This window comes from Streptacidiphilus sp. P02-A3a (assembly GCF_014084105.1).
Classification (GTDB): domain Bacteria; phylum Actinomycetota; class Actinomycetes; order Streptomycetales; family Streptomycetaceae; genus Streptacidiphilus.
The window spans coordinates 6864740-6877786 of the sequence record NZ_CP048289.1; the positions used below are offsets into that span (position 1 = coordinate 6864740).

General features: G+C 70.9%; 9 protein-coding genes. 3 read left to right on the plus strand and 6 right to left on the minus strand.

Annotation, left to right across the window (positions count from 1 at the left end):
- Positions 1-104: 104 nt before the first annotated feature.
- From GXP74_RS28950 to GXP74_RS28975, 6 genes are all read right to left on the minus strand, one after another.
- Complete coding sequence (locus GXP74_RS28950; protein WP_182454188.1) at positions 105-929, minus strand: sugar phosphate isomerase/epimerase; 825 nt, start codon at positions 927-929, stop codon at positions 105-107.
- A complete protein-coding gene (locus GXP74_RS28955) occupies positions 926-1816 on the minus strand; it encodes a phytanoyl-CoA dioxygenase family protein (protein ID WP_182454189.1) in 891 nt (296 codons plus the stop codon). Before GXP74_RS28955 ends, GXP74_RS28950 begins: the two co-directional genes overlap by 4 nt.
- A 114-nt stretch (positions 1817-1930) precedes the next feature.
- Positions 1931-2782: an AraC family transcriptional regulator gene (locus GXP74_RS28960; protein ID WP_182454190.1), complete on the minus strand. Its 852-nt coding sequence runs from the start codon at positions 2780-2782 to the stop codon at positions 1931-1933.
- 18 nt (positions 2783-2800) lie between these two features.
- Complete coding sequence (locus tag GXP74_RS28965; RefSeq protein WP_182454191.1) at positions 2801-3739, minus strand: carbohydrate ABC transporter permease; 939 nt, start codon at positions 3737-3739, stop codon at positions 2801-2803.
- 6 nt (positions 3740-3745) lie between these two features.
- Positions 3746-4753 (minus strand): carbohydrate ABC transporter permease, encoded by a 1008-nt coding sequence (locus GXP74_RS28970; RefSeq protein WP_225448272.1) that lies wholly within the window; start codon positions 4751-4753, stop codon positions 3746-3748.
- Complete coding sequence (locus tag GXP74_RS28975) at positions 4750-6105, minus strand: ABC transporter substrate-binding protein (RefSeq protein ID WP_182454192.1); 1356 nt, start codon at positions 6103-6105, stop codon at positions 4750-4752. The genes GXP74_RS28970 and GXP74_RS28975 overlap by 4 nt, the downstream gene beginning before the upstream one ends.
- Before the next feature lie 357 nt (positions 6106-6462).
- Between GXP74_RS28975 and GXP74_RS28980 the strand changes: the two genes are divergently transcribed.
- From GXP74_RS28980 to GXP74_RS28990, 3 genes are all read left to right on the plus strand, one after another.
- On the plus strand, positions 6463-7509 hold the full coding sequence (locus GXP74_RS28980; RefSeq protein WP_225448273.1) for a LacI family DNA-binding transcriptional regulator: 1047 nt from the start codon (positions 6463-6465) through the stop codon (positions 7507-7509).
- Between the two features lie 51 nt (positions 7510-7560).
- A complete protein-coding gene (locus GXP74_RS28985) occupies positions 7561-10515 on the plus strand; it encodes a glycoside hydrolase family 2 TIM barrel-domain containing protein (protein ID WP_182454193.1) in 2955 nt (984 codons plus the stop codon).
- A 182-nt stretch (positions 10516-10697) separates the two neighbouring features.
- Positions 10698-12923 (plus strand): phosphocholine-specific phospholipase C, encoded by a 2226-nt coding sequence (locus GXP74_RS28990; RefSeq protein ID WP_182454194.1) that lies wholly within the window; start codon positions 10698-10700, stop codon positions 12921-12923.
- Positions 12924-13047: the final 124 nt, after the last annotated feature.

The window sequence follows — 13047 nt, forward strand, 5'->3', positions numbered from 1 at the left end:
TGCAGCACAAAGAGCCCTCTGTCGGATCATCGGGGACCTGCCTCGGTGTCGACGTCGGGCTCTTCAATGTTTCCGGAAACATCACATGGGCTGTGGCTGCGGGTTCAGGCCGTCAGTCGGCTGCGGACCTCCGTCAGCAGCCGGCGGCTGTCCTGCCAGATGTCACCGATCGGACGGCCCAGCAGATCGGTGCTGTCATAGCCGATCTGCTTCGGCAGCAGCTCGGTGGTGACCAGGAAGGGGGATCCGCGCCAGGTCCGCCGGGCGGTGCCCCAGAGGTCGAAGAACTCGTCCCGTTGGCTGTCGCCCACCAACGGCAGCGGGTCCTGGACCCGCTGGCCGTCGTTGACCCGGGCATGGACCTCACCGCAGCGGCCCGCCAGCGCGTGCAGCGCCGTGCGCCACTCGTCCGGCCAGGGCGCGCGGAGTTCGGACATCACCGTGTAGTGGCTGAAGTCCCCGCACAGCACCAGTCCGGGGTGCCGCTCGACCAGGGCCAGCGTCCGGCGGATGTCCTGGGTCATCCTGTGCCGGTGCGTCTCCAGGAAGAACGGCAGCTCGTACTGGTCGCTGAGCTCCAGCAGCCGCGTGACGCGCGCGTCCTGCCAGTCGTCGTCCCGCCAGTAGCCGTTCACCTGGGCGTTGAGGCTGATCATGCCGGCGTCCGCGGCTCGTTCGAACAGTGGCTCCGGGTCCTCGTCCTCGTCCAGGCCGCCGCAGGCGGACGCGTCCAGCCCCAGGTCGTCCAGGAGTTCCCCGAGCCGACGTCGCGCCGGCGCGTCGGCCGGTGGGTTCGTCTGGACCCCGTCGAAGCCGGCGTCCGCGATCCGGCGCAGGCACGCCGCGGGCGTGGTGTCCCGCGGCAACCCGATCGTGCTCAGCAGGCTGCAGTGCACGGTGAGCGGGCTCAGCACAGCGGGTCGGCTCACAGACCGTCCCCCTCGAACCAGTCGTTCTGCCAGCGCTGGTCGATGGGCTCGCCCGCCGACTGGTAGCGGATGTCCGTGGACAGCCGGAACACGCCGTCGGGGTCGTGGTTGTCCAGCGACGCGTGGATGATGTGCGCTCCGTGGACCAGCAGGTCCCCGGCGTCGAGGCCGGTCACCAACCAGCGCGCGTCGTACTCCTCGGCCAGGGCGGGCAGGTCCGCGGTCATCGAGGCGGCCGGACGCTTCAGCGTCCCCGCCGCCTCCTGGGCCAGTACCCGACGGTGGCTGCCCTCCAGGTAGATCAGCGGTCCGCGCTCGATCGGGCAGTCGCCCAGCGGTATCCAGGACGAGATCACCCCGTCGGTGCCCTCACGCAGGTAGACCAGGTCGTAGTGGGCCTGGGTCGCGGTGCCGATACCCGACTCGCCCGGCCCGACATGGCGGATGATCTTCCGGCGGTGCAGGTGGAGTTCGGGGGTGCCGAGGAACCACTCGTAGAAGCTGACCAGTTTCGGGTGGCGGCACAGCGCCTCGTACTCCGCTCCGGGCACCAGCTCGTCGAACAGGATCCGGCGCAGCGCGCCCCGGTCCAGTGAGTCGCTCGAAGCGGCGACGCCCTGCCGCGGGTCGGAACCCGGCTGGATCAGGCCGCTGGGGGCGAGTTGGGCGAAGTAGTGACGGCGGAACTCCAGCACCGTCTCCGGGTCGAAGAAGCCCGGCAGGAAGAGGTAGCCGTCCCGTCGGAAGCGCGCGCGCAGCGCGTCGAGGTCGTCGCGTTCCGCGACCGGGACCGGTTGCAACCGACCGAGCCGGTCGGGGGAGGTGTCCAGCCGGTACCCGTTGGAGGTCAGGGTGTCCGGCAGGGTGTCGGTTCGTTGGGCGTCCATGGTGACGATCATCCTTTCCGGGAGGTCGCGGCGGCCATGCAGTGCCTCCGGTGGTTCTTGGACTCTGGTCGGAGCGTCGGAGCGTCGGAGCGGTCCACGCGTCGCGGCGTCGCGTCACGCGGCGCCCTGCGGCCCCTGCTGGCGACGGAACACGCTCGGGGGGACCCCGGTGTTCCTGGTGAACGCGCGGGTGAAGTAGGCCGCGTCGCGGTATCCGACGCCGTGTGCCACCTGCGCGACCGGCAGATCGGTCTCGGCCAGCAGCGACTTGGCGCGGTTGAGTCGGTAGCGGGTCAGGAAGTCACTGGGCGTGGAACCGGTCACCTCGCGGACGGCGACCGCCAGCGTGTCGCGGGACACGGCCAGCTCACGGGCGATCGAGTTGATCGAGACCGGCTGGTCGAAGTCTCGGGCGAGCAGGTGCAGGGCCCGCCGTCCGATGTCGTGACGACTGGGTCGGGGCGGCGTCCGCGAGCAGGGCACGGTGCCCACCGCCGAGATGAGGGAGTGCACGGCCGCGGACGCGGCCAGGTGTCGCTCCAGCGACTCGGACCGGCCGCCCAGCTCCAGCAGGCGGACGAACGAGTCGTGGATCGCCCGGGGATCGTCGGGCTGGACGACCGACGGCCCGCCCGACAGGAACCCGAAGTCCTCGTAGCAGGCCGTGGCCGGTCCCTCGAACAGGAGCCAGTACTCCGACCAGGTGCCGGGTTCCGGGCCGTAGGTGTGCGGGATGCCCGGCGGCAGCCAGAAGAACGCGCCCGCTCGTACCTCCTCGTCGCTCTGGCGCGAGCCGAGCGCCAGTCGTCCACTGCCCGCGGTGACCAGCACCCCGGCGTAGCAGGGCAGGACGCGGTTGACGCGCGATGTCGTCTGGCCGACGATCCGGCCCACCCCGGTGGCGATGAGCCCGATCGCCCGCAGTTCCGCGGGTGGCGTCAGGTAGTGGGCGGTCGACTCGGTCACAGTCCCTCCGGCGGGCGGTCAGCCCTTCTCCGAGCCTGCCAACTGCGCTGAGGTCAGATGGCGTTGGGCGAACAGGAACATCAGCAGGATGGGCAGCACGGACAGCACCCCGACCAGGGCCACCTCCGGCAGGCCGACCCGCACGGTGGAGAAGTTCGGGTTGCCGGAGACCGCGTCGGCCAGCGGCAGCACGGTCAGGCCGAGCGGCAGCGGATAGGTCCGGGAGTCGCTCAGCATCAGGTACGGGAGCATGAAGTTCGTCCAGGCGGTCACGAATCCGAAGAAGGCGATCAGCGCGACCAGTGGTTTGGCCAGCGGCAGCGCGATCCGCAGGAAGATGCCCGCCTCGGACGCCCCGTCGATCCGGGCCGCCTCCATCAGCGAGTCCGGGAAGCCCCCGGCGAAGTAGGTGTACGCAAGGTACACGCCCCACGGGTAGAAGGCCAAGGGCAGCACCACCGACCACAGCGTCCCGATCAGGTTCACCGCGGCCATCTCCATGTAGAGCGGCAGGATCGTGGCCGACGCCGGGACGATCATCGCCACCAGGGTGCTGACCAGGATCGTCTTGCGGCCGACGAAGGAGTACTTCGCCAGTCCGTAGCCCGCGGTGACGCACAGCACCAGCATCAGCAGGACGGAGAGGGTGGAGTAGGTCAGTGAGTTGGCGATCCAGCGGAGGATGATGCCGTTGTCGAAGGCGTAGACGTGGTGCCACGCCTTGAGCACGTTCGCCGGGTTCCCGATCGTGAACGGCGAGCCGTTCTTGATCTGGTCCTCGGTCTTGGTCGGCGCGATCACCAGGAACAGCACCGGTACCGCGAACACCACGCCCGCCAGCAGCAGGACCGCGTCACGCAGCAGGGCGCCGGGGCGCGGGCGACGGCGTCGGCGAAGGTTCCGCCGTGGACCGGCCGGGCTCGCCGAGCCGGTCCGGTCGAGGTTCAGAGCACTCATGCGGGGCTACCTCCGTGCGCCTGAATCGAGCTCGTAGAACTTGGTCCGGTAGACCACGAACAGTGCGGCGGCCATGCCGACCGCGAGCAGCAGCAGGGACAGCACCGACGCGCGTCCGAAGGAGAGCTCGCCGCTGGCGTAGGTGTACGCCAGCTGGTTGGGTGACCAAGTGGAGCTGACCGAGTGGGCGTCGACCCCGGTGAGCATCTGCGGCTCGACGAACAGCTGGGTGCCCCCGGCGAAGCTGGTGATCGCGATGAAGGCCAGGTACTTGCGGATCGCCGGCAGCTTGATGTGCCGCGCCTGCTGCCACGCGTTGGCACCGTCCATGGCCGCGGCCTCCATGACCTCGTCCGGGATGGACTGGAGCGCGCCGTAGAGGATGACGATCCAGCCCCCGGCCCCGGCCTCGATCGCGATCGCGGTCAGCAGCAGGAACAGCCACTTGCTGGACAGGATCTGCGAGTCGCTCTGGATCCCGACGGCGTGCAGCAGGCCGGAGACCGGGCTGTACTGCGGCGAGATCATGAAGATCCACATCAGCACCGCCGCGGACCCGGTGACCGCGCCCGGCAGGTAGTAGACGAAACGCATGGCCGTGCCGAAGCGGCCCTGGCGGGCGTGCAGCAGCAGGCTGAGCGCCAGCACCACGAGCAGCAGCAGCGGGAGCCAGACCAGCAGGTACGCGCCGACGTGCTCGACGGCCGGGGGCAGCCGGTAGTCGCTCAGCGTCCGGGACCAGTTGTCGGTGCCCAGGCTGTTGCCGCCGTAGGGGCTGGTGACCACGAAGCTCTCGTAGACGCCGTAGCAGACCGGGATCAGGCCGAAGGCCACCAGGAACAGCAGGTAGGGCGCGACGAAGGCGAGCCCGGCCCGGCCCCCGTGCGACCGGCGCCCGTGCGACCGGCGCCCGCGGCCGGACGACGGGCCGCCGCGCCCGGGCTCGCGCGCGGGGGCTCCGGTGGCCCGCTCCGACGCGGAGCGGGCGGTGGAGTCGACGGCGGCGCCGCTCACTTGGACACCGTGTAGTCGGCGTTCCCGGCGGCCTGCACCAGCTCGCCCTGCCAGGCGGACAGGGCGGCGGTCAGGTCGCCCTTGCTGGTGGCGGCCGCGATGACGGTCTGCGCGTAGGAGTCGTCGAACTGGCCCTCGAAGCGGATGTAGCTGAAGGTCGGCGACATCAGGTCGGCCTCCCGCTGCTCGACCGGGCACGGGTCCGAGGCGTAGAACGGGTCGGCCTTCTGGGCCGCGCACCACCGGGTGGCGACCGCGGTGTAGGCCGGGAGGGTCGGGGAGGCGACGATGCCCTTGGGGTCGGAGTCGGTGGTCAGCCAGGTGATCATGTCGGCCGCGCCCTGGGTGTTCTTGCTGTGCGACGAGACGACCCACAGGCCGCCGCCCTCGGCTCCGGTGACCGGCGTGGTGGAGCCGGGCCAGGTCGGCATCGGGTACGCGGCGATCTCGCCGTTCGGGAGCTTGTACGTGCCCTTGAAGCCGTAGGCGCCGAACCACGCGGCGGCCGGGTACATGAGGAACTTGTCCTTCGCGCCGACCTTGGCGGCGAAGGTGGTGTCCCACGGGCTGGTCGGGGAGACCGAGCCGTCCTCGACCAGCGGTTGCAGCAGCTTGGTGACCCGGGTGCACGAGTCGGCCGACAGGTCGATGGTGATGTGCGTCGGGTCGGTCACCTGCCGGTCGGTGCAGCCCGAGCTGCCGAGGAAGGCGCCGTAGCCGTCGCGGTCGTTGATGTCGCCGACGAGGTAGCCGGGGTGCTGGGCGGCGACCTTCTCGCCGAGTGCCTGGTACTGCGCCATGGTGGTGGGGACGGTGTAGCCGAACTGCTTCATCAGCTTCTGGTTGACCCACAGCACCACCGGCGCGACGTCGTTGGGCAGGCAGTACGCCTGGCCGCCCCAGCTGCACCCGGCGACCGTGCCCTTGGCGTACCCGTCCCGGACCGACTGCGGTACCAGGTCGTTGAGCGGCGCGGCGAACCGCAACGGAGCGGCGGCCAACTGCGACACGTCCGACGGATTGCCGAGGAACACCACGTCCGGCCAGCCGGTGCCGGCCTTGTCGTCCAGCGCGATCTTCTGTGCCACCTGGCCGGCGGTGAAGCTGGTCAGGACGATGTTCATCTTCACGTCCGGGTGTGCCGCCCGGTACGCCTCGACGGCCGGCTGGCGGGTGTCGTCGGTCCATACGGTCAAGGTGGCGGACGCGTCCGAGGTGACCTTCGCGCCCGTTTTCGCCCCGCTGCCGCAGGCGCTGAGCGTCAGCAGTACGACCGCCGCGCCGATCACCGCGGTCGAGCGAAGGGTCCTGCGCCGGTTGGTGGAGCTGGCATTGACAGGGTGGGGAGTCATGGGTGCCGGTCCTTTCGAGGGCTCTCGGGCGAGCGCTCAGTGGTGTCGTCGCTGCGGGTGGGCCGCGGAATCCTCACTGGGTCGCCCCATGGGGAGTGTTCCCGGGAACAAATATGACTGTCAAGGGATGCGGGGGATCTCGACGCAACACCGTTACCTCGGGTGTTCGGAGGAGGTCGCCGATCCGAGCGGGGTGATGGCACAGGTAGGAGCCCCATGGCGGACGTTTCGGGCATCGGCGAGGCGAGCCCCCGCGACACGGAGGCTTGACCGAGTCAATGTTCCCGGTATCATTTTTGCGGCGGGGCAGAATGGTCCCGAGTCAGACCGTGCCCGACCACCGGGGAGGACCGCTCCATGCCACGAACGCCAGCGCCCATCGACGACGCCGAGGCCGGCGGCCGCGGCGCGATCATGGTCGACGTCGCTCGCCTGGCCGGAGTGTCCAAGCAGACCGTGTCCCGGGTGTTCAACGACAGCCCGAGCGTGCGACCGGAGACCCGGCAGAAGGTGCTGGCGGCGGCCGCCGCACTGGGCTACCAGCCCAATCCCTCGGCGCGGGCCCTGGCCACCGGACGCACCCGCACTCTCGGGGTGATCACCTCCGACGCCACCAGCTACGGCCCGGCCGCCACACTCCAGGCGATCAGCATGGCCGCCCGGGACGCCGGCTACTTCGTCAGCGCGACGCCGCTGCGCGCGATGGACCGGGCCGCGGTCATCGACAGCGTCCAACGGCTGGTCAGCCAGTCGGTCGACGGGATCATCACCATCGCGTCCCAGACCTCCGTCGCCCGGGGTCTGGCCGACTCCTCGCACAAGGTACCGCTGGTGACCCTGGACATGACCTTCGACGAGTTCGTCCCGGTGGTCACCGTGGACGAGGAGCTCGGCGCGCGTCAGGCCGTCGAACACCTGCTGCACCTGGGACACCGCACGGTCTGGCACATCGGCGGGCCACCGGACTCGATCGCGGCCGAGGGCCGCGCGACGGGCTGGCGGGCCGCGCTGCGGGCCGCCGGTGTCCCGGTCCCGCGGATGCACAGCGGCGACTGGAGCGCCGCCTCCGGGTACGCGACGGGCCGCGAGCTGGCCCGGAACCCCGAGGTCACCGCGGTCTTCGCGGCCAACGACCAGATGGCGATGGGCGTCCTGCGCGCCATGTACGAGGCCGGACGCCGAGTCCCGGCGGACGTCAGCGTCATCGGCTCCGACGACATCCCCGAAGCCGCCTTCGCCATCCCGCCGTTGACGACCATACGGCACAACTTCGCGGAGATCGGCCGACGCTGCCTGGCACTGATGCTGGAGCAGCTCGAACACTCCCCGCGCTCCTGGACCCGTTCCGTGGTCGAGTCGGAACTCGTCGTACGCGGTAGCAGCGGTCCCCCCGCCACGCGCTGACTCCGCACCTCCGCTTCCTCACCTTTCGTTCGACTTGCCCAGAGGTGCACTGTGACGCTGCCTTTTTTCCTGGATCTGATACCCGGCGAGGGACTGCTCCCCGCCCGCGCGACCCTCGATTCGGACGCGCCGAGGATCGAACTGGACGGCGACTGGGCCTTCCGCTGGTCCGCGACCGTCCACCAGTCGGCCTTCCACCAGTCGGCCTTCCACCAGTCGGCCTTCGACGACTCGGCGTGGGACCGGCTGCCGGTGCCGAGTCACTGGCAGTTGCACGGCTACGGCGCGCCCGCCTACACCAACGTCCGCTTCCCCTTCCCGGTCGATCCCCCCTTCGTTCCGGACGAGAACCCGACCGGGGACTACCGCAGGGCGTTCGAGCTGCCCGAGTCCTGGCCGGACGGCGACGCGGTGCTGCGCTTCGAGGGGGTGGACTCGGCGTACAAGGTGTGGCTCAACGGCGTGGAGCTCGGGCACGCCAAGGGCAGCCGACTGGCCTCGGAGTTCCCCGTCGGCGACCTGCTCCGGCCGGGACGCAACGTGGTCGCGGTCCGCGTCCACCAGTGGTCGTCGGCCAGCTACGCCGAGGACCAGGACATGTGGTGGCTGTCGGGGATCTTCCGGAGTGTGAGCGTGATCGCGCGCCCCCGCCACGGGCTGCCGGACTACTTCGTCCACGCCGGGTACGACCACCGCACCGGCGGCGGAACCCTGCGGATCGAGACCGGCGGTACCCCGGTGCGGCTGTCGCTCCCGGAACTGGGCCTCCACCACGCACCGGCGTCCGACCCGCACCGGTTCGAGGCCGTCGAGCCCTGGTCGGCCGAGGTCCCCAGGTTGTACGAGGGAACGCTGTCCACACCCGGCGAATCGGCTCGGATCCGCGTCGGCTTCCGGACCGTCGCCGTCGAGGACGGCCTGATCAGGGTCAACGGCCGACGGGTGCTGTTCCGTGGCGTGAACCGGCACGAATGGCATCCCGAGCACGGCCGGGCGGTGCCGTACGAGACGATGGTCGAGGACGTCCGGCTGATGAAGCAGCACAACGTGAACGCGGTCCGGACCGCGCACTATCCGCCGCACCCGGCCTTCCTCGACCTGTGCGACGAGTACGGCCTGTGGGTCATCGACGAGTGCGACCTGGAGACGCACGGCTTCGAGGGCATCGGTACCGGCTGGCAGGGGAATCCGAGCGACGACCCGGCCTGGGAGCCCGCCCTGCTCGACCGGATCCGGCGGACCGTCGAACGGGACAAGAACCACCCCAGCGTCCTGATGTGGTCCCTGGGCAACGAGTCCGGCGACGGGCGGAACCTGCGGGCCATGGCCGAATGGACCAGGCAGCGGGACCCGGACCGGCTCGTGCACTACGAGGGCGACCAGAGCTGCGCCTACGTCGACGTCTACAGCCGGATGTACCCGCCGCACGCGGAGGTCGAGGCGACCGGACGCCGCGAGGAGCCGCCGACCGACGACCCCGCCGACGACGCGCGCCGCCGGAGCCTGCCCTTCATCCTCTGCGAGTACGCGCACGCCATGGGCGCCGGTCCGGGCGGACTGCTGGAGTACCAGCGGCTGTTCGAGGCGTACCCCCGGCTGCAGGGCGGCTTCGTCTGGGAGTGGATCGACCACGGCATCGCCGCCGCCACGACCGACGGGCGCCCGTACTTCGCCTACGGCGGCGACTTCGGCGAACCGGTCCACGACGGCAACTTCGTGGCCGACGGGCTGTTGTTCGCGGACCGCACCCCCTCCCCCGCGCTGCTCGAATACAAGAAGGTGATCGAGCCGGTACGGATCGAGCCCGACCCGGCCGTCGGCGCCGTGCGGATCACCAACCTCCAGGACTTCGCCGACACCGCGCGGCTCCGGTTCCGCTGGCAGGTCGAGCGGGCGGGGGTCGCCGTCGACCGGGGCGAGCTGGACGTGCCGGGCATCGCCCCGGGCGCGACCATCGACATCGCGGTTCCGTCGGTGACCGGCCCGGTGGCGGCAGCCGGACCGGACGAGCTCTGGCTCACCGTCAGCGCCGTCCTCGCCGTCGACCACCCCTGGGCCGCGGCCGGACACGAGGTCGCCTGGGGGCAGGCCCGACTCGCCCCGAGCCGACCGGCGACCGCACCGGCCGGATCGCCGCCGCCCCGCTCCACGCCGCCGACCTGCTCCTTGCCGCCGACCCGCTCCGGCGACGGGGACCGGATCCGGCTCGGAACCGCCGACTTCGACGCCGACGGGCGTCTGCTGCGGATCGGCGACGTCGAGCTCCGCCAGCCGCCCCGGCTGCACCTGTGGCGCGCGCCCAGCGACAACGACCGCGCCTTCTACGGGCCCAGCGTCGAACCGGCCTGGCGCGGCGCGGGCCTGGACCGGCTTCGGCACCGGACGATCGCCGTCGAGCCGGAGGCCGACGCACTCACCGTACGGACCCGGGTCGGCGCGGCGGCGACCGACCTGGGCATGTTCGCGACGTACCGCTGGACCAGCGACGGCGAGCGTCTGGAACTGACCGTCGACGTCGACCCGGTGGGCGACTGGGGCGACACCGTGCTCCCCAGGCTGGGCGTGCGGCTGGCGGTCCCGGCCCGGTACGGCGACGTCGAGTGGTTCGGCACCGGCCCGGAGGAGTCGTACCCGGACTGCCGACAGGCCGCCCGGGTCGGGCGCCACCGCCGGAGCGTCGAGGCGATGCAGACCCCCTACGTCTACCCGCAGGAGAACGGCCACCGCTCCGGCGTCCGCTGGGCCCGGATCACCGCCGACGACGGCCGAGGGCTGTCCGTCGTCGGCGCGCCGACCTTCGGCCTGACCGTCCGCCGGTGGACCGACGAACAACTCGACGCCGCCCGCCACCCGACCGAACTCCAGCCGTCCGCCGACCGGGTCTGGATCCACCTCGACCACGCCGTCCACGGCATGGGATCCGCCTCCTGCGGACCGGGAACCCTGGAGCCGTACCGGCTGCGCCCGGCACCGGCGACGTTCCGGTTCGTCCTGACGACGCGCTGACCCGACTCCGCCGCTGACCTTCGACACCGTGGTCGGTCAGCGGCGGAGTCCCCGAGCCGGTACAGCAGGCGACGGCCGCTGCGGGCGATCTTCGGACGGTGTTAAGCCCAGCTCCACCCGATGTGCTGAATCTCCGCAATACGTTGAGGGCCCCGTTCACGCGCCCTTGGAGGTACCGAGCCATGTCCAGTTTTTCCCGCCGCGGGTTCATCGGAGCGGCAGCCGCGATCACCGGCGCCGCCGCAGTCGGGACCGGAGCGCAGTCCGCTGAGGCCGCGGAGACCGGCGCGGTCCCGAACGCCGCCTCAGCCGCCGCGAAGACCTCGTCCGCCAAGCTCCACGGGGACCTTCGGGACATCAAGCGGGTGGTGATCCTCATGCAGGAGAACCGCAGCTTCGACCACTACTTCGGTTCGCTGCGCGGCGTCCGGGGCTTCGCGGACCGCTCCACGATCAAGCTGCCCGGCGGCCTGTCCGTGTTCCAGCAGCCCACCTCGGCCCCCGGCCAGCCGGTCACCGCGACGCAGTACCCGTGGCACCTGAGCGCCGCGCCGGCCACGGCCTACCCGGCCGGGCAGCAGCCGCCCAGCTCGGAGGTCGGGGCGCAGAACTCGCACGGCACCGACCACAGTTGGGCGAGCCAGCACGGTGCCTGGTACGGCGGGCTGATGAACGCCTGGTACTACGCCAAGGGCGGCCCGCAGACCCTGGGCTACCTGAACCGGTCGGACCTGCCGTTCCACTACGCGCTGGCCGATGCGTACACCATCGGCGACGCCTACCACTGCTCGGTGCTCAGCGCGACCGGCCCGAACCGCACCTACCACTGGAGCGGCACGATCGACGCCCAGAAGAAGTACAGCGGTTTCACCGCGTACGACGGCGGCGACGAACTCGGCGAGAACCTGCTGTGGCAGTCCTACGCGGAGACGCTGCAGACCGCCGGGGTCAGCTGGAAGGTCTACCAGGGCACCGACAACTACGGCGACAACGCGCTCCAGTACTTCAAGAACTTCGCCCAGTACGACCCGTCGCAGGGCGGCACCGCCGCGCCCGGCAACGTCCTGTACGACAACGGCGTGGCCACTGTGCCGGAGCCGAACGACTACGAGACCGGCAACGCCGACAACCTGGCCCTGGCGATCAAGAAGGACGTGCTGGCCGGCACGCTGCCGAAGGTGTCCTGGGTGGTCACCAACCAGCAGTACTCCGAGCACCCGGACGGCGCTCCGACCGACGGCGCCTACTACGTGCACCAGGTGCTCCAGGCGCTCAACGCCGACCCGGACGTCTTCAACTCGACGCTGGTCATCATCAACTTCGACGAGAACGACGGCGGCTTCGACCACGTCCCGCCGCCGGTGCCCGCCCCCGGCGAGACGGACGAGTTCGTCAGCGGCACCGACCTGACCTCGTACGGCCTCACCGCGCCCGCGCCGGTCGGTCTCGGCTTCCGGGTTCCGCTGCTGCTGATCTCGCCGTGGACCCGCGGCGGTTGGGTCACCTCGGAGGTCTCCGACCACACCTCGGTGCTCCAGTTCCTGGAGAAGTGGACCGGCGCGTTCGGCAAGCCGGCGATCAGCCCCAACATCAGCTCCTGGCGCCGCCGGGTCTGCGGCGACCTCACCGACGCCTTCGACTTCAGCAAGCCGGTGTACGGCCTGCCGCACCTGCCCGACCTCGCCCCCATCGGTGAGCCGCAGAGCTACTCCCCGCCGGTCACCACCAACGCGCTGCCCACGCAGGAGCCGGGTGTCAAGCGGGCCCGCGCGCTGCCGTACCAGCCGAACGCGAACCTCGTCGGCTTCACCACCGGCGGTGGATCGGCCACGGCGGACCTGGCCTTCAGCAACAACAGCCCGCACGCCAGGAAGGCGAGCCACTTCTCGGTCTACAACAACCTGGCCGGGACCCCGTCGCTCACCGAGTACCCGGCGAAGTTCCCCGGCCAGTACACGGTCGACCCGACGCACTCGCGTGCGAACCCGACCGTCGCCGGGATCGCCCCGGTCGGCGCGGCCGAGGGCGACACCGCGTACGACGTCACCGTCACCGGACCGAACCGGTTCCTGCGGCACTTCACCGGCGACATCGACGCCGCGGGCCGGACCGCGCAGGTGGAAGCGCGCTACGTCGGGGACGACCGCGGCTCCAAGCCGAAGCTCGTGCTGACCTTGACCAACGACGGCGACCACCCGGTGACCTTCACCGTCGTGTCGAACCAGTACCTCGACCAGCGCCCGGCGAGCTACCGCGTCGCCGCGCACGGCCGCACCACCCACACGGTCGACCCGCTGCACCGCAGCGAGGGCTGGTACGACCTGTCCGTGACGCTGAGCACCGACAGCAGCTGGTCGCGCCACTACGTCGGCCACCTGGAGGACGGCTCCGACAGCGTCACCGGCTGACCCCGCGTCAGACAAGCCCGACCGGACCCCGGCCGTCACCGACCGCCGGGGTCCACCGCTGCCCCCAACCACACCCCTGTCGACGGCGAAGCTGTTGCCTCGGCGGCGCGGACGTGAACGTTCC